At 40.1% G+C, this 23,320-nt stretch carries 15 protein-coding genes; 5 read left to right on the top strand and 10 right to left on the bottom strand.

Features of this window, described 5'->3' with window-relative positions:
- Window positions 1-62: 62 nt before the first annotated feature.
- Window positions 63-1,034: a type I phosphomannose isomerase catalytic subunit gene (locus V5739_RS11800; RefSeq protein ID WP_423818311.1), complete on the bottom strand. Its 972-nt coding sequence runs from the start codon at window positions 1,032-1,034 to the stop codon at window positions 63-65.
- Window positions 1,035-1,087: 53 nt separating this feature from the next.
- A complete protein-coding gene (locus V5739_RS11795; protein ID WP_423818310.1) occupies window positions 1,088-1,888 on the bottom strand; it encodes a hypothetical protein in 801 nt (266 codons plus the stop codon).
- A 404-nt stretch (window positions 1,889-2,292) separates the two neighbouring features.
- On the opposite strand from V5739_RS11795, the gene V5739_RS11790 reads away from it, so the two are divergent.
- Window positions 2,293-4,425: an FG-GAP-like repeat-containing protein gene (locus tag V5739_RS11790; protein WP_423818309.1), complete on the top strand. Its 2,133-nt coding sequence runs from the start codon at window positions 2,293-2,295 to the stop codon at window positions 4,423-4,425.
- A 127-nt stretch (window positions 4,426-4,552) separates the two neighbouring features.
- Here the strand turns inward: V5739_RS11790 and bglX are convergent, their stop codons facing one another.
- From bglX to V5739_RS11750, 8 genes are read right to left on the bottom strand one after another with little or no spacing between them, the layout of a single operon-like run.
- A complete protein-coding gene (gene bglX / locus V5739_RS11785; protein WP_423818308.1) occupies window positions 4,553-6,865 on the bottom strand; it encodes a beta-glucosidase BglX in 2,313 nt (770 codons plus the stop codon).
- 1 nt (window position 6,866) lies between these two features.
- Window positions 6,867-8,273, bottom strand: a complete 1,407-nt coding sequence (locus V5739_RS11780; protein WP_423818307.1) for a glycoside hydrolase family 140 protein — start codon at window positions 8,271-8,273, stop codon at window positions 6,867-6,869.
- A gap of 21 nt (window positions 8,274-8,294) precedes the next feature.
- Complete coding sequence (locus V5739_RS11775; protein WP_423818306.1) at window positions 8,295-9,608, bottom strand: glycoside hydrolase 5 family protein; 1,314 nt, start codon at window positions 9,606-9,608, stop codon at window positions 8,295-8,297.
- 17 nt (window positions 9,609-9,625) lie between these two features.
- Entirely contained in the window at window positions 9,626-10,870 is a 1,245-nt protein-coding gene (locus V5739_RS11770; protein ID WP_423818305.1) for a glycoside hydrolase family 26 protein, read from the bottom strand.
- Between the two features lie 3 nt (window positions 10,871-10,873).
- Window positions 10,874-12,064 (bottom strand): AGE family epimerase/isomerase, encoded by a 1,191-nt coding sequence (locus tag V5739_RS11765; RefSeq protein ID WP_423818304.1) that lies wholly within the window; start codon window positions 12,062-12,064, stop codon window positions 10,874-10,876.
- Window positions 12,064-13,227 carry a glycosidase gene (locus V5739_RS11760; protein WP_423818303.1) on the bottom strand — a complete coding sequence of 388 codons (1,164 nt, stop codon included), beginning with the start codon at window positions 13,225-13,227 and terminating at the stop codon, window positions 12,064-12,066. Before V5739_RS11760 ends, V5739_RS11765 begins: the two co-directional genes overlap by 1 nt.
- Before the next feature lie 38 nt (window positions 13,228-13,265).
- On the bottom strand, window positions 13,266-15,101 hold the full coding sequence (locus V5739_RS11755) for a sodium:solute symporter family protein (protein ID WP_423818302.1): 1,836 nt from the start codon (window positions 15,099-15,101) through the stop codon (window positions 13,266-13,268).
- Window positions 15,102-15,117: 16 nt separating this feature from the next.
- On the bottom strand, window positions 15,118-16,266 hold the full coding sequence (locus V5739_RS11750) for a glycoside hydrolase family 26 protein (RefSeq protein ID WP_423818301.1): 1,149 nt from the start codon (window positions 16,264-16,266) through the stop codon (window positions 15,118-15,120).
- A gap of 189 nt (window positions 16,267-16,455) precedes the next feature.
- Here V5739_RS11750 and V5739_RS11745 point away from each other — a divergent pair, with 189 nt between their 5' ends.
- The 4 genes from V5739_RS11745 to V5739_RS11730 all read left to right on the top strand — a co-directional run bounded on the left by V5739_RS11745 (window position 16,456) and on the right by V5739_RS11730 (window position 23,298).
- The gene (locus V5739_RS11745) at window positions 16,456-17,328 is read left to right on the top strand and encodes an AraC family transcriptional regulator (protein ID WP_345597520.1); all 873 of its coding nucleotides are present in this window, start codon (window positions 16,456-16,458) and stop codon (window positions 17,326-17,328) included.
- A 17-nt stretch (window positions 17,329-17,345) separates the two neighbouring features.
- On the top strand, window positions 17,346-18,341 hold the full coding sequence (locus V5739_RS11740) for a glycoside hydrolase family 5 protein (protein WP_423818300.1): 996 nt from the start codon (window positions 17,346-17,348) through the stop codon (window positions 18,339-18,341).
- Window positions 18,342-18,629: 288 nt separating this feature from the next.
- On the top strand, window positions 18,630-21,749 hold the full coding sequence (locus V5739_RS11735) for a SusC/RagA family TonB-linked outer membrane protein (RefSeq protein WP_423818299.1): 3,120 nt from the start codon (window positions 18,630-18,632) through the stop codon (window positions 21,747-21,749).
- Window positions 21,750-21,756: 7 nt separating this feature from the next.
- Window positions 21,757-23,298 (top strand): RagB/SusD family nutrient uptake outer membrane protein, encoded by a 1,542-nt coding sequence (locus tag V5739_RS11730; protein WP_423818298.1) that lies wholly within the window; start codon window positions 21,757-21,759, stop codon window positions 23,296-23,298.
- Window positions 23,299-23,320 lie beyond the last annotated feature (22 nt).

Here is a 23,320-nt window from a genome sequence, read left to right as displayed (position 1 = left end):
ACTAACAAAAAAACTCTTCAAAAATGACATTTTTGAAGAGTTTTTTTTTACTGTAATTCAATTTATTGAACAAAAACCTCGAGCAGCTCTACGCCTTCGGAAGTAATTTGCACCTCCTTAACTTCTGCCGGAACAAGTAAGGTTTGTCCCTGAACTATTTTTTCAGAATTTCCACTGACACTAATTTCAGCTTCACCACTAACACACATGTAGATGACGAATGAATCCAGTTGAGCGTAATCTTTTACAATCTCCCCTTTAACCGGAAGAAAATTGGTAGTAAAGTATTCACAGCTAGCTATATTGGTAGAATGATTTTCTTCTCTTTTATAAGTCCTTTTAAAATCATCTTTTTTCTCGAAGTCTATCGCATCAAGAGCAAGATCGGTGTGCAGTTCGCGAGAATTTCCTTCAGCATCTACCCTGTCCCAGTCATAGATCCTATAAGTAATATCTGATGTCTGCTGAATCTCTGCCAGAAGGACTCCGGCGCCTATGGCATGAACTTTCCCGGTATTGATAAAAAATGAGTCGCCTTTTTGCACTTTTTCAAAGTTCAGCAATTCGGTGATCTTACCGGTTTCGAGATGTTCCAGATATTCTTCTTTAGAAATGCTCTTTTTGAAGCCCACGTTGATCTCTGCGCCTTCATCGGCCTGCATGATGTACCACATTTCAGTTTTTCCGAAGGAATTGTGGCGCTTTTTAGCGATATCGTCATGGGGATGCAGTTGCACTGAAAGTTCGGTTTTAGCATCAATGAACTTGATTAAAAGCGGAAATTCTGCTCCAAACTTTTTAAAGTTCTTCTGGCCTAAAAGACCTTCTTTATACTCCTCTAAAAGGGTATTTAACGTTTGCCCTTTTAGAGCACCGTTTTGCACTACAGAAATATCACCTTTTACACCCGAAATTTCCCAGCTCTCACCAAGATCTTCGCGATTGGAATCTTTGTTTAATATGTTAATTAACTTATTACCACCCCAGATCTTTTCTTTAAGGATGGGTTCGAATTTTATAGGGTAATTCAGCATTTATAGTTGGTTAGAAATTGTAAAGATAAGAACTGAATAATTAAAGGTGAAATTTAATTCCAGATACTAATTTTTTCTTCCCTACCGGTGCGATAACTTTCTATGATATTAATAGCTTCTTTTGCCAGTGAAACCGGATATTTACAAGTTTTATTCTGGCATACGTAGATCAAGGTCTCCCCTTCTACAAGCTTTTTTTCCAGGAGAGGTAAATTTTCATGCTGGCCTCCCATAAAAATAGAGGTTGGCAAGTATTCCTTTTGCATACTGATATTTTTTTGCCTGGCGTCACTACCTAGAATTGCAACTTCATAGGCGCCAAAGGCCCGGGTACCTATTAATTTTGTCCAGTTAGCATAAAATGAAGGATCTTCTACAACGAGATTGTACATTTGACCCAACATGTTCTCACTCATGGTTAAGTATTCCTGATTTTCCAGAAGCGTTCCTAAAACAAAGAGATTATGGGCCATAACGGAATTTGATGAAGGCATTACGTTGTCATCAAGTTCAAGTTTTGTCGCCACCAGATTCTTATCATCATCTGAGGTATAATAGAACATACTGCTTTCTTCATCTTTAAAATGCCCAATTGTATAAAGCATTAGTTTTTCTGCCTTTTTAAGCCACTTAATATCAAAAGTCACCTGATAAAGGTTAATGTAAGCCCTGCTTAATAAAGCGTAATCATCGAGAAAAGCGTTTATTCCGCTTTCACCATCTATGTAGCTCCTGTGTAATCCTGAATCTGGCCTAAGCATTTTGTCATCTATGAATTCGGCACACTTAATGGCATTTTTGAGATACTCAGGTGTTCCAATGGCCAGATAAGCATCGAGATAAGCATCTACCATAAGGGCATTCCAGGAGGTGAGGGATTTATCGTCAACAGTAGGTTTATTTCTGCCTTATCTCGATTTGAAAAGCTTTTTTTTCGCAGTAGCCAGTGTAGAGGTAAATTCATTATTTGATATTCCTTCTTCCCGGATGAATTCTTCAGGAGAAAACTGTCGAAAAAGAATATTGTTCCCCTTTTCCCAATTTCCGTAAGGTTCGATATTATAGAATTTGGTTACCAGCTCAAGTTCAGAAGTATTTAAGACGTTTCTCAGTTCGTCAATGGTCCAGATGTAATACTTCCCTTCTTATACTGGAAACTTTCTGAAAGTGTAAAATACACATATAAAATATGAAGTACCTTAAAAAAATTTTTTTCTTCCTTTTAATATGTCTTCTCTCCTGTGACACAAAGCAGACCATGCCTGAGGTCCTTCAAAAAACGGCTGAAGAGCAATTTTACATTCCCGATAACATTTACGCCTCATCTATACGCATTGCTTATTTTGATAGTCTTTCCAGAAGAGCTCCAAAAGGGCAAAAAGAAAGATATAACCTCAAAAAGGCCGACGCCCTTCTCTATGCAGGCAGAACCCAGGAAGCCATAGAAGTCCTGGAGGATTTATGGGCAAAAAGCAATAGAAGCGCCTTGCGGTATGAACTGGATGCACATGAAGAAGAAAAAATTGGTCCACTACTGGCTGTTGCCTATATGCGCCTGGGAGAGCAACAAAACTGCATTCATCATCACAAAGCTTCAGCATCCTGTATCGTCCCAATTGATCCCGAAGGATATCACCAGGCACCAGAAGGCTCAAGAAAGGCCATTGCCCTGTATGAGAAATTTTTAAGTCAGGATTATCATGATTATAGCAGTCGGTGGCTTTTAAACATCGCTTATATGACACTGGGAGAATACCCTGAAGGTGTTCCTGAAAAATGGTTAATTCCCGAAAGTGTGTTCGAATCTGAATACCCCTTAAAGAAATTTGAAGACATCGCTCCAATACTTGGACTAAATGTAAATGATCTTTCGGGTGGAAGTATAGTAGATGACTTTAATAATGATAACCTGCTGGATGTGCTTGTTTCCAGCTGGTTCCCCTCAGGAAAACTTAATTTTTTCATCAATGATGGAAAAGGAGATTTTATTGAGAAAACTTCAGCTGCAGGTTTAGAGGAAGTCCAGGGCGGATTGAACATGTTGCAAACCGACTATAACAACGATGGTTTTATTGACGTATTAATTTTACGTGGTGCCTGGATGGAAAAATTGGGCAAACACCCTAATTCCCTGCTTAGGAACAACGGGGATAGTACATTTACAGATGTAACCATAGAGGCAGGCCTGCTTTCTTTTCATCCTACCCAAACCACCACCTGGGCCGATTTTGACAATGATGGCTGGATCGATCTGTTTATTGGAAATGAGTCGGGTAAGGATAACTTTCACTCTTCAGAATTTTACAGGAATAACGGAGACGGCACATTTTCAAATCAAACCGCCAGCGCAGGCTTGACAATTAGTGATAAAGAGGAATCCTATTTTGTAAAAGGAGTAACTAGTGCAGATTACAACAATGACGGGTGGATGGATATTTATGTTTCCACCCTTCATGCTTCAAGAAATCTTTTATTCATCAACCAGGGCAAGAACAGTAAGGGAAATATTCAATTCAGGGAGGAAGGAGTGCAGCGGGGACTGGAGGAAAAAATCTCCAGTTTTCCTACCTGGTCTTTTGATTACAACAATGATGGCTGGGTAGACCTATTTGTAGCCGGGTATAGAAGAAGCAGCTTTTATAACATTGTACCCAATATTGTTAGCGATTACTTCAAAGAACCTAATAGAGCAGAAACTATGCGGCTTTATCAAAACAATAACGGCTCTTTTACCGATGTCTCTTCTGAAGTTGGCCTAAACAAAATAGGCTATGCCATGGGCGCCAATTATGGGGATCTGGACAACGATGGTTACCCGGACATCTATTTGAGTACCGGGGAAGTAAGTTTTGAATCCATTATTCCAAACAGGGTTTTCCGGAATGATTCCGGAGAAAAATTTCAGGATGTCACTACTGCAGGAGGCCTGAGTCATGTGCAAAAAGGTCATGCAGTCTCCTTTTCAGATATTGATAATGATGGGGACCAGGATATTCAGGTGGTCATGGGAGGAGCTTATGAAGGAGATAACTTTTTCAATTCCGTTTATTTAAATCCTTATCAGGATGAGAACAACTGGATCACCTTAAAACTGGAAGGGACAAAGGCCAACAGGGCAGCAATTGGCAGTAAAATAGAAGTGACTGTTATTGAAGATGGCAGCTCCCGTACAATTTTTCATACGATAAGCTCCGGAGGTAGTTTTGGAGCTTCTACATTGAGAGCACAAATTGGTCTTGGAAAAGCTTCGGAAGTAAAAGAGGTCAAAATTAAATGGGCAGGCAGTGGCACCACCCAGTTATTTACAAAACTTAAACTCAATTCTTTTTATAAAATAACTGAAGGAAATTCTGAAGCACAAGAACTGGATCTACAACCTATAATGCTTTAAAAGAAGGATCTTTAGCAGATATACAAAAAAATACCCGTCAAAAATGGCATTTTTGACGGGTATTTTTTTCTTCTTCAAGAAATTCCCAGTACGCCCCTGGGCTATTCATCAAAATTCGTTTATCTTATTATTCTTTGCCAAGCATAAAAGAAGCCTTTAAAGTTTCTACGGAATTCCCGCCGACAAATACTTCAAATTCTCCCGGTTCCACCACATATTCTCCCTTGTTATTGAAAAAACCAAGTTCAGCTTCGGTGAGGGTGAAATTCACAGTTCTTTTTTCGCCTTTTTTAAGCTCTACCAATTCAAAACCTTTCAGCTCTCTAACAGGCCTAACTGTGCTTCCGTAGAGGTCTCTAATGTACAGCTGCACTACTTCTTTCCCGTCATAATTTCCGGTGTTGGCAACATCAACAGAGACCTGTACCTCCCCGCCCATTTCAAACTGCTCTTTGTTGAGCTTTAGGTTATCATATTTGAAAGTAGTATAGCTTAAGCCGTACCCAAACGGGTAGAGCGGCGTATTTTCAACATCCATATAATGCGACCACCATACCATGTCTGCTCCCGGATTGGGATCTTCAGGTCTGCCGGTATTTTGATGATTATAATAAATTGGTGTCTGACCAATATTTCGAGGGAAGGTCATTGGTAATTTCCCGCTGGGATTGTAGTCTCCATATAAAACCTGTGCTACAGCATTTCCTGTCTGCGTCCCTAATTGCCAGGCCTCCACTATTGCAGGAATGTTCTTTGCAGCCCAATCTATAGCAAGCGGTCTACCGTTGTTTAATACTAGTACGACATTTTTGTTGGCTTTGTAAACCTCTTCCAGAAGTTCCTGTTGTACACCCGGAAGGTCAAGATTTGTACGGCTTCTGCCTTCCCCACTTTGAAATCCATGTTCCCCAAGAACCATCACTACTACATCGGCATTCCTTGCGGCTTTAACAGCTGCCGGGAAGCCACTTTTATCTGTAGTATTGAACCTCACTTCAGTTAAAAAAGATTCTGTTCCCACAACAAGGGGCGCCCCCTGCACAAAAGTGATTTTGTTTCCCTGATATTTCTGCATTCCTTCAAGAACAGATACGGCAGTATTATCATCTGAAGCTATTCTCCAGCTCCCAAGCGGACTGTTCTTATCGTCGGCAAGATCTCCGATCAACGCAATTTTTTGTCCGTTTTTCTTCAGCGGAAGTAGATTCCCCTCATTCTTTAATAGAACGATAGATTTTTTTGCCATATCCAAAACAGCTTCATGGTGGGCTGCATTACCCACAACTTCTTTTTCCCGCTGCGCATCAAGATACCTGTATGGATCATCCATTAACCCCAGCTCATATTTTACCCGAAGAATTCTTCTTACAGCATCATCTACAAGAGATTCGTCCAACTTTCCTTCATTCACCAGGTCTACAATCTCATTCACATATGAATATGCCTCCATATCCATGTCCACCCCTGCTTCCACGGCTTTTTTAGCAGCCATTTTTTCGTCTTTCACAAAGCCATGAACGATCATTTCTTCAATAGAAGCATAGTCTGAGATCACAAAACCGTCAAATCCCCATTTCCCTTTAAGGATATCTCTTAGAAGAAATTCATTCCCAGTCACCGGGATCTCGTCCAGCGTATTAAAACCTGTCATAAAAGTTCTCACTCCCGCTTCTTCGGCAGCTTTAAAAGGTGGCAGGATCATATTGTATAAAGTTGACATCCCAATATCTGCTTTATTGTATTCCCGCCCGGCTTCAGCAAAACCGTAACCCGCAAAGTGCTTAGCGGTGGCAGCAACAGTAAGCGGATTAGAAAGATCATCCCCCTGGAAACCTTTTACTCTTGCAGCGGCAATCTTACTCCCCAGGTAAGGATCCTCTCCTCCGCCTTCCATCACCCTACCCCACCGGGCATCCCGGGAAATATCAACCATAGGTGCAAAGGTCCAGTTGATCCCGGAAGCAGCAGCTTCGGCAGCACCAACCTCAGCCGATCTTCTTATAGCCTCCATATCCCAACTGGCAGCTTCGGCAAGCGGAATAGGGCTCAATGTTTTATATCCGTGGATAACATCAAAACCAATAATTAGCGGAATTCCCAGTCTGGATTCATTCACCACGATCTCCTGAACAGCCCTTACCTGGTCTACACCACGCACGGTCAACATTGAACCAACCCGGCCATTTCTTAAATGTTCATATTTTAAGGCTGCATCCCCGTCTTTTGGCGCAGGCCCGGTCACTTCCCAAAACCCGTTGTACTGGTTCATTTGCCCGGCTTTTTCCTCCAGGGTCATGATACTTAGCAAAGAGTCGATTTTCGCTTCTATACTATCGTTGGGTTGTGAATTGAGCTTCATATTACGATCTTGTTTTATGGAAAACCCTGTAAGTATCAATACTGATACAAGTAGCAGGGCAGTGGATGTCATTTTTCTCATGTTAAAAAAGTTTTTTTAGTTTAAATTTTTGAGAATCAGGAAGAAGCACAAGTAACCAATCATTACCTCTACCAGAAGTTGGTGGTTTAAAAATACCATTTTTAAAACTCTTCCCGGCTAAAATTTCTTCAGTTATCCCCTGGCGCGGATTAAACCAATAGGCATTTGATCCCAGAAAATTTAATTCCTGAAGATCTACCTCTATAGACCGACCTTCCGGCGAATAGAACAACGCAAAGTCTGGTGCCTGTGAGGCCAGGATGTAACCTTCATCTTGAGGATTGGAACCTGAAATAAGTTCGGGTGCCGGAACCATATTCTGCCATTCCAAAGAGGAAAATAGTTCCCGCAGATATTTCATTTGTTGTGCACCCGGAAGATTAAGGGCTGTTTTCCAGCCAAGCCTAGCCTCTAAAGATGGTATTTTGCCCTGATCGTACATTTGCCAGATATCGTTACTACCATAAGTATAACCTGCCGCACCTCCTAAAAGGCTCCAATATGCAGAGACCCTCACATCTGTCTCATCCAGCCGGCCGAAATCTTTGTTTTCCCAAAACCGGTCCGGGATATCCTCATATCTGGCTTCTCCATTGATAACAGGTCTCTTGATATTTTTATCCCTGCTTCTTTCAGAATATTGATATTCTTTAGCAGTGCTGGAATGTCCACTTTGATACATATCTATATCCAGCCAACTCTCATCTACAAAGTCTGAAGCCAGTTTTGCTCCCGAAGGATGATAGCTTATCAGGTGATTCTTATCCTCTTCTGAAATGCCCTGGGCAAGTGCCCGGATGATCTCAAAGTGTATATTCTTTTCAGGGATCCTGTCTCCACCCAATATCCATATGATGTTTGGATAGTCTTTATATCTCTTACCCAACAATCTACCATATTCCCTGGCATTTTGAGGTGTGAAAATTTCCGGACCCACACCCCATCTTTTATTGAACTTGTCTCCCCAGGCAGGTAAAAGCCCCACGTAAAGACCATGTTTTTCTGCCTCTGATATTACAAAATCCAGATATTTAAAATATGCTTCATTTAGCCGGGTAGGATCCTTATCTATTAAGGGTTTATCGCCATTGGCATTGGGAGTATTAAGTCCGTCCATTTCTGCTAAGATCACCGTTTGTATGACAGTGAACCCTTTTACCTCCCGGTTTTCTAAATATTTTTTCACCTCCTCACGATCGAGGCGATGAACCAGCTCCCAGGCAGTATCTCCCAGCCATAAAAAAGGATCTCCTCCTGCAGTCTCAATATAAGACCTGTCTTCACTTAGCTTCAGGAAAGGCAGCTGTTGTGCAGTTAATTGCAAACCTAAAAACAAAACAGGTAAAAGTGACAGTAAACTACTTTTACTGTGTTTAAAAGGTATTGAAATGACACTACAGGTTAGCATCTTTTACTCTATTTAGAGCGTCTAATCTTGAACAGCTTCTGGATTAATCATTTTATTGTAATCTCTGATCAATTTAAGAGTAGATTCATCCTGTGCAAAAACCGTATTTAATCCTTGTGGTTCTTGTGGCGGATCTCCACTGAAATCGTCTCCCACTTCCCATTTTCCACGTTTCTGGTCAGTTTTGGCAAATCCGCCAAAGCCCCAGAAATTTGCTCCTGCTAATTGTCCCTTCTCATTATGGCTTTCCTTCAGCTTTAAAAATAAGGCTTCATAAAATTCATTCCTATTCTCTACAGAGGCAGTTAAAGCCAAACTTTCTTTTTCTCTAGGAAAGCCAAATTCTGAAAGAACAATAGGCTTATTCAACATTTGAGCTACTTCTACATGCTCACTAATATAATTGTAAGCATTATCAATAGAAACTTTTAAGCTTCCTTTTTCATTTTCAATATCATACCAGCCCCAATTCTTTGGCCACATATGAGCAGTTAAATAATCGATCTTTGGGTTGGAATGCAAAGATTCATACTCATTTAGGTCCTGAAGATAACTGGCTTTTCCCTCGGCTCCTGTAGAGATAAGAGTATTTGGATCCAGATTATCCAGAAGGTCAACCACTTCCTTTAACCAGATTCTAAATGGCTGCCTGTCCTCTTCAGTAAAAATTCGAGGCTCATTAGCTACCTGCCATGACATAATGGTAGTATCATCTGTATATTTTAAGCCGGTGTACTGATTTGTTCTACCCACAATAAATTTCACGTGATCTATAAAAGCTTCCCTACAAGGGGTACAGGTGTGAAATTGTTGGGTGTACTGAAAATAATCTTCCCAGGAATATTTATCAAGGAATGGGTTGGCAACTTCTCCATATCCATTCCATTCAAGATAGGCTGACATTCCGCCTGACCATATCCAGTTATTGTTTAAATAGAGTACAGCATACATTTCTCTCTTTGCCATTTCGGCTAAAAGGAAGTCAAGACCATCGAGCAGGTCCTGATTATACTCCCCCTGCCGGGGCTGCAATGCAGGCTTGACTTGAAAATCCTGAGTACCACCTTCTGCCCCAACAAGGATCCTCAAGTTATCAATACCCTGACTTTTCATAAGATCAAGCTCTTTGATGAGCCTTTCTCTATCTCCAATATTTCGGGCTCCTATTAATGGTCCATACCAGTAATTGGCACCTATGAAATAGTAAGGTTCACTGCCTTTGTAAAAGATCCCATCTTTAACACTAATTGGAGCAGGTCTTTTTTCTACATTTTTCACACTGCTGCAGGATATGAGAATAACTGAAGCCAGTGCTAACAAAAATATTTTTTTCATCTTGATCTATTAAAGTTTTAATTGGGTAGGTTATACATATCTGGCATCTCATGAAGTAAGAGAGGTTCCTCTTTTTGAACGAATTCGAGAAAGTCTTCTTCACCTTCAAGTCCCGGAACCGGTACAGTATAAAGATTTTCAGAATTCTGCCAGAACATCATGAAGCCTATCTGAATATCATTATTTGTCAGTACTTCATATAAATTTTCAGAATAAAAATTTGCAGGTAAGGTGTTATTCGGAATGAATAGTCCCGTTTCAGTCATGGCTGCAATTTTGACTTTATCTTTTGCAAGCTCTGAAATCATTTTCAGTTTTGCATTTGCAGCTGAAAGTTTTGATGCATCCCCGGGAAGAAAATCGCCGTAATTATCCATTCCCAGTATATCCACGTATTCATCTCCCGGATATCTTTGCAAGTAAGTAGTGGCTGTTGAGTAAGAATTATCGGGTGCATAGGCGTACAGAATGTTGTGTACATTAAGTTCATCTTTCAAGTAATCTACGGTGAACTGCCAAAGGGTTTTAAACTCCTGAGCGGTAGAATAAGGAGCTCCCCACCAAAACCATCCTCCGTCAAATTCGTGGAAAGGCCTAAAAATTATAGGTATTAGTTTCCCGTCACTCCCCTTAAGATTTTTAACTACTTCAGCAATCTTCTGAAGTTTTTCTTTGTAGGGTTCATGATTAGCTCCACCAGGCAGTATGCTCTTAAAAGCATTAGCCTTTTGAAAGTCGGTCATTTCATCGGTATAAAAATGGTCTCCTTCATAAGGCTCACGTAAATGCCAGGTAAAATGGTTGACCATTCCTTTGTTGTAAGCATCTACAGCATCTGCTATAATTTGTTGCTCCTGTTGATAAAACCAGTTCTCTGGCTCCCCATTATTATTTTTATCTGTTATAAACATAAAATCTGACCCCAACAAACCCGGATCACTGCCTGTGAGTTTCTTTATATCAGAATCTCCTGCATTATTTCCGTAGAAGGCATTAAACGCATCCTGTTGTCCTACTATAAAATTAGTTCTTGAAAGGTTTTTTAAACGGTAAAAGAGGGCGACAGTCTCTTCAGTAGCCGAGGCATCAACCATATAGGTTCTTGTATTTTCAGGCTGCAGAACAAAGTCCTCCTCTTCAGGTGGATCAACGGGGTCTACAGGATCTACCGGGATAGGGTCAGGATTTTGAATTGGATCTTCATCTTTGCTGCAACTCATGAAAATCAAAGACATGAACATGTACAAAAGAACTCTCTTCATAATTTATTTTGTTAAGATGAGACACGCACGTGAATTGTGGTAAGGACATTTCCACATGCCCAGTTTATCTTCCTGCGTATAAGGTTGAAAGTTTTTATCGATTCTAAAGAACCATTCTCCGTTTTGATGATCTATAATGTGCTTCTTTGTAAAGGTCCAAATATCAAAAATCGCATCCCTGAATTTTCCCTCTCCCGAAATCTGGTAAGCATATTGAAGTCCTACCATAGCTTCGGCATGAGGCCACCAATGCCGGTCTAAATCGGTTTCTCCAGAGTCCAGATCCTTCTCGTTAATGACTCCCTGTTTTTGTACATAGGCTTCTTTTAAGAAAGTTTCTGCAACAGGTACAGCAATACCCTGAGTCCTTTTGATCAAATCTTCATTTCCTGAAGCTTTTGCAGCTTCGATCATTAACCAGATTGCTTCAATATCGTGACCGTAAGAAATCACATTTCCTTCCCGGTTCCACTGATTATCAAAAAAGAGCTGAAAATGCTGATTTTTGGAATCATAGAATTTCTGAAGAAAAAGTTCGATCAGATTGTCAAGTGCTTCTTTGACAGCTTCAGATTTTGTGATCTTATACAGGGTGGTGTAAGCCTCCAGCACATGCAAATGAGTATTCATTGTTTTGGCCGAATTCTTATCCTTTTCACTGAGCCTCATGTCATCTATAAAAGACCAATTCTCCTGAAAAGCTTCTAAATAGCCATTAAATTCCTTCTCTCGAGCATGTTGCTCTACCAGTTCAAATAGTTCAACTGCCCAATTTTTGGCATCTTCATCTCCTGAAAGTATGTAATATTCAGAAAGCGCATAAATAGCAAAGGCCTGTGCGTAGATCTGCTTTCTTTTATTAAGAGGTTTACCCAGGGCATCCAACTCCCAGTATACCCCTTCAAAAATGTCATCTCGAAATGCCTTTTTTAGATACCTGTAAGCCCGATCGGCCAATGACCTCAAGTCTCCAAATTTATCTCCTTTGTGATTAGCAACGGCCGAAAAAGTCCAGAGTATGCGGGTGTTAAGAATTACTCCTTTGGAAGCTCCAACAACTTCTTTATTCCAATGATCTCGCTGGCCTACAAATCCTCCATTCTTTTCATCAATGCTGAACTCCTTCCAGTACTTCAGAATATTTTCCAGTTCTGCAGAAAGTTCAGCCTTGAGTTGTGATGTGGAATTTGTCATTACTCCAATTCTTTATTACTATTTATTAATTCTATTATAGTATCTACCGATGCTCTTGAAGTTAAACCGTCCTGCGGAGTATTCATTACATAGTCCAGCAACTTATCGACTGAAGAAACTGCTACATGGCTTCGGGTATCGGAAGAAGCATAGTAAATGAAAACTTTACCATCTTCATTTTTGATCCAGCCGTTTCCAAATAACACATTAGGGACATCACCAACAGTCTCTTCATAATTTGGGGCCATAAAATAACCGGCAGGTTGATGTATTACTTTAGAAATATCCTGAAGATCGGTCATGAACAAGTAAAGCGTATACCTTAAACCTCCAGCTGTGTTTCTTACACCGTGAGCCAAATGCAGCCAGCCTTTCTCGGTCTTAATAGGTGCCGGTCCCAGACCGTTTTTTAGCTCATATACTGTATGGTAGATTTTATGGTTGATGATCTTCTCATCTTCCAAAACAGGATTTGTCATGTCTAAAATATACCCCAAACCTATACCACCACCTTTTCCAACTTCGATAAAACCATCCTGTGGTCGGGTGTAAAGTGCATATTTGCCATTCACAAATTCGGGGTGCATGACTACATTTCGTTGTTGACCGGAATTGGAAATAAGATCGGGCAATCTTTCCCAGTTCAACAGATCTTTGGTTCTAACAATTCCCGCATTCGCAACTGCTGCGCTCGTATCGGGATTGGATTTATCTTTTCTTTCTGTACAGAATATACCGTAGATCCATCCATCTTCATGCTGAGTAAGCCTCATGTCGTAAACATTGGTGTCGGGTTCTTCTGTTTGTGGCAGTTGTACCGGTTTATCCCAGAATTCAAAATTATCAACACCGTTGGGACTTTCGGCCATTGCAAAATAAGATTTGCGATCGTTACCTTCCACTCTTACTGCCAAGACATATTTCCCGTTCCACTTTATAGCGCCCGGGTTAAAAGTGGCATTTACCCCAATCCTTTCCAGACCAAAAGGATTGGTTTCAGAATTAAAATCATACCTCCAGTGAAGTGGTGCGTGAGCTGCTGTAACAACAGGATTTTTATAGCGCTGTACAATTCCATTAGATTGTTGTGAAGGTATATTCGGAATTTGAATAAATTCTTTATGTTCTCTTATGAGTTGCTCGTATTGAGGTATTTTACTCATTAATTCTTTTTGTTTATTTGAAGACATTTTTTGTAGGGTTATTTAATATTTACTCCAGCTTCTTTTTTGATATGGTCCCACCAGTTTTTCTTCAAGATGAAAACACAGATCACGAGTACTGCAATTGAAATTATCATTGAAATATTTTCATGTAAAATGAGGTAAAGTGGAATGAGTACCAGAACTGTTTGTGCAATTACTCCTATTAAAACATTAAACATGTCTCTTGAGAAATTCTTGTTTCGGGTTACTTCAGGATTCTCCTGTTTTACTTTTTCCAGAATAGGTTTCCAAAATCCCCATGGTCTTGTCTTCACGTAGAAATCTTTAAGAATACGCTCATCGGTTGGAGGAGCGCTGAAAGTTCCAATGATGCTTCCAATAATGGAGATTAGCAAAATGACAGGAAAATAATAAAGATCAAGAGTATCGGTGATGAGCGGGAAGATCATGGCTGGAACAATACCGGAAACCATTCCCCAGAAATAGCCTTCACCATTAAAACGCCACCAGTACCATTTGAGGGTGTTGGAAATAACATAGCTACCATAAAGTGCTGAAACAATCCACTGTAATATGGAGTTAACATCAAGCACAAAAAAGCCCAGGATGATGCTTATAAGCACAACCACCATTCCACTACCATAGTTCATTTTCTTCACTTCCTTTTGTGAAGCATGAGGTTTATGTCTCAAGTAGATATCATTAACGAGGTATGCCTGAGCTGCATTGAGAGTACCGGCAAAAGTAGACATGAAAGCAGCTAAAAGTCCGGCCAGGAGCAAACCAAGCAGCCCTACCGGCACGAATTGACCAATTGCTGCAGGCAAGATCTTCTCAAAGTCGAGAATACCCGCAGTTTCAAGTCTTAGGTCATCATAAAAAAGAATGGCGAGTACCGAAAAGCCCCCCACCATTAAATATCTTGTAGGAATTAAAGCTGCAATGGAGAACGCACTCATTTTGGCTGCTTCAAGAGGGCTCTTAGTGGAAAGAATTTTCTGCATATCGTAATTGGGTGCAGGCCCTGCTATGCTGGAAAGAATTCCTTTAAAGACCATTAACATAAAAAACAGTCCAAAAAGGGAATATTGGTCTGACGCAATTTTCTCATTGACTTCATCAATAATTCCGGTCCAGTCAATATCAAGTTCCCATCCAAATAAGGGGTTCATCCACCCCTCGGGGACATTCATACTTCCCTCTCCCATCGCCTGCCATGCAATTACTGCAATAGCAATTGAGGAGACTGTCATAATTGAATACTGCAGAAGATCGGTCCAGACTATTCCCGACATTCCTCCTAAAACTGAATAGAAAACAGCGAACATAGTAAAGATCACACCGTAGAAGTGCGGAATATATTCAGCAGGAACATTAAAGGGAACGTAGGCCGAAACCATTTCCCAGGGTATAAATATTTCTACAAATTTCCCCAATCCTATAAACCCGTAAGCTAAGAATCCAAGGCAGCTTAAGATGGCAAAAATGACAATTATGGTGTGAGATCTATTTCCACCCTGGCCTTTACCAAAGCGAAAGTGTATCCACTCTGCACCTGTAGTAACCTGTGACCTACGAAGCCAGGTGGCCAGAAATACCATTAAAAACACCTGATTAAAGACAGGCCAGAGCCAGGGAATCCAGATACTTTTCAATCCGTAGACAAACGTAAGGGTTACAAGCCACATGGTTCCGGAAATATCGAACATTCCAGAAGCGTTGGACAGCCCCAGCATGTACCAGGGCAGATCTTTTCCTCCTAATAAATAGTCATCTTTACTCTTTTGAGCCTTTTTCCTCAATGCCAGACCAATTAAAATGGTACCAACCAAGTAAGCTAAAATTATCGCAATATCTAAACCTTGTAACATAGGGGGGTCTCTTCAATTAATTAGTAGTTAATTCCTTCACCTCATCCAGAAAAATGATCTCTTCGAGTTCAGCAAATTCCTTAAAATTCTCTTCTGAAATTTCACCGGGATAGGTAGCAAAATAATGGGATGGCCGTGCATTTCTCCAAAGCAACATCCATGCGGCGCCCGAATCTTTAATCCCGGGATACAATGTCTGAGTCCACCAAAGAGGATCTTCTCCAAAATTATTATTACCGGTTTCGGTGAGCGCAAAAGGTTTATTGGCTAATAATGCTTTTTGTTTTACAATTTCTAAATTCCTCTTCACATCTTTGGTAAAAGCTTCATTACCGCTGTGATTATAGATGTCAACTCCAAGAATATCCACAAACTCATCTCCGGGATAATACTTCTCAAACTCTTCCTCACTACTAACAGTGTTAGGAGAATAGGCATATAATAAGCTATGTACGTTGTTTTCCTCTAATAATTGTTGAGTCTCCTTCCATAGCTGCTTATAATCTTCTGGAGAGACATTGTCTCCGCCCCACCAGAACCAGGAACCATTCATTTCATGAAAAGGCCTAAATACTATGGGTATAACATTACCTCTTTCATCTTTTAGTGAGTTGAAAAAATCTGAAAGCCTTTTCACCCAAAGAATATATTTTTCTCGCTGTTCTCCTCCTTTAAGAATAGCGGGAACCGCCAGAGTTTTATCCCAGGAACTTCCACCCGTCACAGGGTTATCCAGATGCCAGCTCATTGTTATTATAGCACCCTTGTCGTACAGCTTCTGAATGTGATCTCTCATCAAAGCAAAAGAAACGGTGTCAAGATTATGAGGCCTGTCAAGTTCTATGTGCCCAATATCATAACCATGAACTACAGGTAAGGCCCCTACTACTTTCTGAATATCACTTTTTAAGACTTCAGAGTTTTCATCGTGCTTCCAGCCAATCCCATAGGCCGTAGCATCCTGATGACCAAATGCAATTCCTTTCCTAGAAATACTTTGAATGTTATGGTAAAGCAATTTAGTAGAATTTGTTGCCTGGATATCTGAAACTTTAATTGCGTTATAATCTATACCCGATATAGATTTACAACCAACATTCAGAACTAAAAGGGATAAAACTATAAGGTATTTGATAAAATCCTTCATGCCTGGTGTAGATTTCATACTTCTGTTTTGACAAAACATTTTTAAATTAATAAATCTTGGCTTATCTTTAACTACCAGAATTTGATAATCCCATTAATAAGCACAAAAAATTATGATGTTCAAATTTACTCCAGCAAAAGGATATTGGTTAATATGATTTTGTCATTTAATGATGAAATTTTTTCCAGAACACAAAATTTAGAATAAATGACTGCACAAGCTCACAGGGAAATTACCCCCTTATCCCCTGAAGATAGTTTTCTTGTTTTTGATAGAATTAAGGATGATTTCGACTTTCCAATCCATTTTCATCCAGAATATGAACTGAATTTTATTCTGAACGGAAAAGGAGTGAGAAGAATTATTGGTGACAGCATGGAAGATATAGAAAACATTGAACTGGTTTTGGTAGGGCCTAACTTGCAGCATGGCTGGGAACTTCACAATTGCAGCAATAAGAACATTCATGAGATAACCATACAATTTCACAATGACCTTTTTGACGAGAGACTCTTGAGCCGAAGAATAATGAAGCCTATTAAAGATATGTTTGATCGTTCTGCTCATGGAATACTTTTTTCTGAAAAAATATCACAAGAGGTAACTCCAAAAATTTTACGCCTCTCTAAAATTGACAGTATTGATTATTTTCTAGAGTTAATTTCCATTCTTCAGGATCTGGCGATCTCCAGAAATCAACGTTTGCTTTCTTCCTACACTTCAGATAATAAAAATTTTGAGAACAGCGATAAAATCAAGATTATTTATGAATATGTTCAGGAGAATTATCAAAATAAAATTTCACTAAACAAGATCTCTGAACTAGTCAACATGAGTCCTGTTTCTTTCAACCGCTTCATTAAGAAAAGGACAGGTAAGACATTAATAGAATATGTGAACGACACTCGTATAGGTTTCGCCTCCAGATGGTTAATAGAAAAAGATCTAAGTATTGCAGAGATAGCATTTAAATGCGGCTTCAATAATATAGCCAACTTCAACAGAGTGTTCAAAAAGAGCAAAAATTGCACTCCTTCCCAATATCGAGAGGAATTTAGCGGAATAAAAAGAGTACTCTAAGCCAATTTATTTCTATTATGAAAAACTTAAAACTACTTTCTTTTCTCCTGATCCTATTCTCTTTAAACACCAACTGTTCCTCAAAAAAAGAAATTCAGAATTCACCTGAAGAAAATGTTACTCCCGTAGCCACCCATGCGCAATTAAAAGTAAAAAATGGACAAATTGTTGACGCCTCAGGCCAACCTGTACAATTAAAAGGGATGTCCTTGTTTTGGAGCCAGTGGCAATCACAATATTATAATCGCGAAACTGTAGAGAATCTCGTAGCAGGATGGGATATTCAACTCATAAGGGCAGCCATGGCGATAGAACATGAAGGATACCTTGACCACCCGGAGAGGGAAAAGGAAAAAGTTAAAATAATAATAGAAGCAGCAATAGACCTGGGTATTTATGTAATTGTTGACTGGCATGATCATCATGCTGAAGATCATTTGATAGAAGCCCAACAGTTTTTTTCTGAGATAGCGAAAGAATTTGGAGATTACCCAAATCTCATTTATGAGATTTACAATGAACCTCTTGACATCTCCTGGCCACAAGTATTGAAACCATATCATGAACAGGTTGTAGCTTCTATTCGCCAACACGACCCAGACAACATTATTGTCCTTGGTACTCCTAACTGGTCTCAACGGGTAGATCTTGCTGCAGAAGACCCGGTAGAAGGAGAGAATTTAGCCTATACACTTCATTTTTATGCCGGGACCCATCGACAGGAACTTAGAAATACAGCCTTAACAGCAATAAACAAAGGCTTAGCCATTTTTGTTACTGAATTTGGAACTACAAATGCCAACGGAGATGGGCCCGTTTACAAACAGGAAACGGGGGAATGGATAGATTTTATGGAGCAACACAATCTATCATGGGCTAACTGGTCTATAGCCGACAAGGATGAGTCTTCTGCGGCGCTTCTACCCGGGATCAAACCTTCAGAAATAAACCAGGAAAAGAATATTTCAGCTTCAGGAAAACTGGTGAGATCACATCTAACCTCCCGGAATTAATCCCTCTTAAAAAAGTCTTTTCCACACCCTATTTTTCTCTCCACTACTAAGATGCTCTATTATACAGACTCTGCCTCTGTAATATATTCTTATAATAAGGAGAATCTTTTTCGAAATAGGGAAAAAATATCATCATTAAATGATAAAATAATATTAACAACAGCTTAACATGTGCTTTAAATTTGACTAAGGAAATTTTTCCAGTTCTGAAGCTATAACAAATCTTCGGTTGGAAAGCTTCCGAAATCTTTAGCGAGTTAACCACAAATATTAACAACACAATTTCTTATGTACAAAAATCCAAACAAGAGCGAAAACGTTTTCTATCGCTATGGCAAGATTTTACTCATGCTGATCTTTTGTTCGACCGCGACTATAGCACAGACACAAGAGAAGGTGCATGGTACTGTGACCGACAGTAATGGAATACCCCTTTTGGGTGTAAACGTAATCGAAAAGGGAACGACAAATGGTACCACAACAGATTTTGACGGAAATTTTCAAATTACTGTAGAGGGACCAACAGATCTCGTTTTTAGCTATGTAGGTTTTGTAACCCAGGAGGTAAAAGTAACTCCAGGACAAAATCTCAATATCTCATTAAATGATGATGCCCAGGCACTTGAAGAAGTAGTAGTCATTGGATATGGGGCTCAATTAAAAGAAAACATTACGGGCTCTGTAGCAAGAATTAGTTCAGAAGAACTGGAGAACGTACCACAGGTAAGCGTAGACCAACTTATGCAAGGTCGGGCCGCCGGGGTAGCTATTTCAAAGAACTCGGGACAGCCCGGTGCCGCTGTATCGGTAAGAATACGCGGGGTAAACTCTATTACAGGTTCTAGTGAACCACTATACATCATTGATGGAGTACCCACTTCGGGAGAAGCAGGTGCCGAAGGGCTAAGTCCCTTGGCTGCTTTAAACCCGAATGACATCGAATCTATCAACATTCTTAAAGATGCTTCAGCTACCGCTATTTATGGTTCAAGAGGATCAAACGGTGTAGTGTTGATCACCACTAAGAAAGGGAAATTAGGCAAGAGCAAATTAAGCTACAATACTTATGTTGCATTACAACGTCCAACTAATAAGATGGACGTTATGAATCTACAGGAATATGCTATCCACCAAAACAACATTGGAGAGATTTACAACCTAAATCAACAAATAGAGTTCCTTAATCCAGACCTTCTTGGCCATGGAACTGACTGGCAGGCACAGGTTTTTGATGACGCAATTTTACAAAACCATCAGCTCGCATTTTCAGGAGCAAAAGAAGGAATCAATTACTTCCTCTCCACCTCCTATACTGACCAGGAAGGTACTGTTATTGGTTCTGGATTTGACCGTATGACGGTAAGAGCAAATATTAATGCCGATATTAAAGACTGGATATCTACAGGGGTAAATATTTCTGCCAGTAGAACAAATGATAAGATCACACTGAACAACGAAAGTAATGGGATCATTTCGCTTTCGCTTCTCAACAATCCCGCCACAGCAGTTTACAATCCAGACGGATCTTTCGCAGGACCCGTAACTCCAGATGAAATTGCCTACGGAACCCGTAACCCAATTGCTGAAGCATTAAGCATTCAAAACAATGTAGAAAGAAACAGGGTATTAGGTAATATTTTTGTAGAACTTGATTTGCCTGCCAATTTCACCTTTAGAACAGAAATAGGCGGCGATGTTGGCAATACCCTGAGAGATTATTTTCAACCTACGTATTCTTACGGAAACATCGAAAGCGGACAAAACCGTTTCCAGGCTGTTCGGGAAAACAGCACCTTTTGGATCTTAAAAAACCTGCTTACTTATAACAACTCTTTTGCTGATAAACATGCGGTAACTGTTCTTGTGGGGCAGGAAGTACAGGAATCCAGCTGGGAAGGCGTCACCGCAGTAGACGGGCAATTTGTTAGTAATAAGCTACCGGTACTTGGCCAGGGAAATGCAGATGACCTTGTAGATCAATACATAGGTAGCTCTGCTTTAGAGTCTTATTTTGGACGTGCGATTTACACCTTTGATGATAAATATAACTTAACCCTCTCTTTAAGAGCAGATGGTTCTTCCAAGTTTGCAGAGGGTAATAAATGGGGTTATTTTCCCTCAGTAGCTGCTTCATGGATACTTTCCAGGGAGGCATTTATGGAAGATTTCACTACTCTAGAAGATGTTAAAATCTATGGAGGATATGGAGAGGTAGGAAATCAAAACATACCCAACTTTGCCTATGGTGTAGTTCTAAACCCGATGAACACGGGATTAGGCACAGGTTTTGAATACGCTAACTATAAGAATGAAGATCTAACCTGGGAATCATCGGTTATGGCCAACTTTGGTCTGGACTTCTCTGCACTTGACCAAAGGTTAAACACCACCGTGGAGCTTTGGCATAAAACTTCTAAAGACTTTTTATTCCAATACGCTGTAACAGACTTTGTAACCGGAGGCCAGTCACCCGGTGCTATTGCCGCCCCATGGATCAACCTTGGAGAAATGGTGAACAAAGGGATTGATTTGGCGATAAGCTATAAAACTTTAGGAGAATCAGACTTTAATTATGGTGGTACACTTACCTTTTCTCATTATAAAAATGAAGTTACAGAGCTTCTGGGAGATTTAAAGATTAACCAGGCGCTTTATATAAGTGACTCTAATATGAACGTCACTCTTACCCAGGTTGGAGAGCCTGTGGGTATGTTCTACGGATACAAAGTAGCAGGAATGTTCCGCACTCTCGAAGACCTTGAAAATGCACCTATCCAATTTGGAAGACCTGTTAGTGACGAACTCTTTGGCACTACCTGGTTAGGAGATATCAAGTATGAGGATATCAATGGTGATGGTGTTATTAATAGTGAAGACCGAACTGTTATTGGTAACCCTCATCCCGATTTCACTTTTGGTTTCCAGAACAACTTTAGCTATAAGAATTTTGAATTAGGAGTTTTCCTTCAGGGATCCTATGGTAATGACGTCTTTAGTGGTGTAAAACGAACTCTTACAGCAGGAAGCAGTTACTATGTTAACCAGGATCCAATCGTTCTTGATTACTGGTCAGTAGCAAACCCAGATGGGCAGCAACCGCGTCTTGTAAGGGGTAGTGAATCAAACCCAAATATCATCATGTCTGACAGGTATATTGAAGATGGTTCTTATATAAGAATTCAAAATGTAACTTTAGGTTATACCCTTGAAAGAGATATTGCTAAAAAGTTTGGCATGGACAACCTGAAAATATACGGAAGTATCCAGAACCTTTACACTTTTGACAATTACTACGGCTATGATCCGGAAGTTGGTACATATAACCAAAATACTCTCTTGATGGGAGTTGATAACGGTCGTTATCCTTCACCAAGAACATTTACGCTTGGATTAAATGTTGAATTATAATATTGATATGATGATAAAATTATTTAGAACAAAAAAAGTACTCGTGCTGGCAGGACTCACTACAGCACTTATTCTGAGTTCCTGTTCCGACGATTTTCTAGACAGGACGCCAGAAGATGCCTATAACGTTGATGACTTTTATCAAACCGAAGCTGAAGTGGAAGCTGCAGCAAACCATCTTTACTCGCGACCATGGTATTCATTCGTTAGTAACGTTTCCTGGGGTATTGGAGAATTAGCTTCGGGTAATGCCCGCACCTGGGACGCCCGTAACTCAGAATTTCAAACTTTCGCTATTACCGGAGAGCACGGAACCCTAACACAGGCCTGGGAAAGCCTCTATGCAGTAATTGCGCAATCTAACTCGGTGATCAACACGCTTCCTGAAAAGGCAAGCCCCGAGGTTCCTGAGAATATTGTTAATAACTCTATTGCAGAAGCCAGAATGATTCGTGCTACAGCATATTTTTATCTCGTTCGCATCTTTGGAACAGTGCCTATTCTTGAAGACAACACCAAATATGTACTTGAGCCTGTGGTTCCTAGAAATCGTGTAGAGGATATCTATGAATTTATAAAGCGCGACCTTGAATTTGCTGTGGAAAATCTACATGACAGGACCCAAACTTCACAGTACCAAACCGGGAGAGTAGACAGCAACTCAGCCAAGGCTATGTTAGCTAAAATTCATCTTTATCAGGAGAATTGGCCTATGGCTTATCAACTTGCAAACGATGTGATCAATTCGGGCGCCTTCAGCCTTATGGAAGATTACAATGATCTATTCCTCGTACAGAATGATAATAATGTAGAATCTGTATTTGCTTTACAATGGACAGATTCTGGAGTGTATTCAGAAGGAAATTCCCTTCAGTCTTTTTATGGTTCTTCAGGCATCTCTGGATTTGCCGATGGCTGGTCTGCTTTAGGTCCTTCCATAAGCCTGCAAGACGCCTACGAAGATAATGACGCGCGCTATTATGGTACTATTATGGCTCCTGGTGCAGTATATCCAAATATCAATGGTGGTTACACAGTTCCCGACAACATCGACTTTCAGGGAACTAATGTAGGAATCAAAAAGTATGTGGTGGGTAAAGTTGGTGGAGGAATGTTGAGTTATCCCAACAACACTTATATCATTCGTTATGCTGAGGTACTCCTAATTAAAGCTGAAGCAGCAATAATGGGTGGAGGTCCTGTCGATGAAGGTCTCAAAGCCCTTAATAAGGTACGGGAAAGAGCAGAACTTGAAGCTCTTGAGTCTTACACTCGTGAAGATGTATTCCAGGAGAGGAGAATCGAACTTGCTCTTGAGGGAGAATTCTGGTACGATGTAATCCGCCGGGGACCCGAATTTTCAATCCCATTCCTGGCTGCACAGGAAAAAGGAACTTATGATGATTCTACGACTCCTGCAACTGTGGCGTCAGAAAAATTTACGCCAACCGTAGATGATCTTCTATTTCCTTACCCAAGCAACGAAATTCAGAATAACCCGGCACTATTAGAGCCGCCGGTTCCTTTTGATTTTGGTGATGAAAACTAATTCTAAAGCTTAAAATGAAAAC

Source organism: Salinimicrobium sp. TIG7-5_MAKvit, from assembly GCF_049569215.1.
Taxonomy (GTDB): Bacteria; Bacteroidota; Bacteroidia; order Flavobacteriales; family Flavobacteriaceae; genus Salinimicrobium; species Salinimicrobium profundisediminis.
This window is presented reverse-complemented; position numbering and strand designations above follow the sequence as displayed.

Coding starts and splice junctions, on each gene's coding strand:
- V5739_RS11755 (WP_423818302.1), bottom strand. CDS start 15,101: ATGTTACAAGGTTTAGATATTGCGATAATTTTAGCTTACTTGGTTGGT.
- V5739_RS11790 (WP_423818309.1), top strand. CDS start 2,293: ATGCCTGAGGTCCTTCAAAAAACGGCTGAAGAGCAATTTTACATTCCC.
- bglX (WP_423818308.1), bottom strand. CDS start 6,865: ATGAGAAAAATGACATCCACTGCCCTGCTACTTGTATCAGTATTGATA.
- V5739_RS11760 (WP_423818303.1), bottom strand. CDS start 13,227: ATGAGTAAAATACCTCAATACGAGCAACTCATAAGAGAACATAAAGAA.
- V5739_RS11770 (WP_423818305.1), bottom strand. CDS start 10,870: ATGAAGAGAGTTCTTTTGTACATGTTCATGTCTTTGATTTTCATGAGT.
- V5739_RS11780 (WP_423818307.1), bottom strand. CDS start 8,273: ATGCTAACCTGTAGTGTCATTTCAATACCTTTTAAACACAGTAAAAGT.
- V5739_RS11740 (WP_423818300.1), top strand. CDS start 17,346: ATGAAAAACTTAAAACTACTTTCTTTTCTCCTGATCCTATTCTCTTTA.
- V5739_RS11765 (WP_423818304.1), bottom strand. CDS start 12,064: ATGACAAATTCCACATCACAACTCAAGGCTGAACTTTCTGCAGAACTG.
- V5739_RS11730 (WP_423818298.1), top strand. CDS start 21,757: ATGATGATAAAATTATTTAGAACAAAAAAAGTACTCGTGCTGGCAGGA.
- V5739_RS11750 (WP_423818301.1), bottom strand. CDS start 16,266: ATGAAATCTACACCAGGCATGAAGGATTTTATCAAATACCTTATAGTT.
- V5739_RS11745 (WP_345597520.1), top strand. CDS start 16,456: ATGACTGCACAAGCTCACAGGGAAATTACCCCCTTATCCCCTGAAGAT.
- V5739_RS11800 (WP_423818311.1), bottom strand. CDS start 1,034: ATGCTGAATTACCCTATAAAATTCGAACCCATCCTTAAAGAAAAGATC.
- V5739_RS11735 (WP_423818299.1), top strand. CDS start 18,630: ATGTACAAAAATCCAAACAAGAGCGAAAACGTTTTCTATCGCTATGGC.
- V5739_RS11775 (WP_423818306.1), bottom strand. CDS start 9,608: ATGAAAAAAATATTTTTGTTAGCACTGGCTTCAGTTATTCTCATATCC.
- V5739_RS11795 (WP_423818310.1), bottom strand. CDS start 1,888: ATGGTAGATGCTTATCTCGATGCTTATCTGGCCATTGGAACACCTGAG.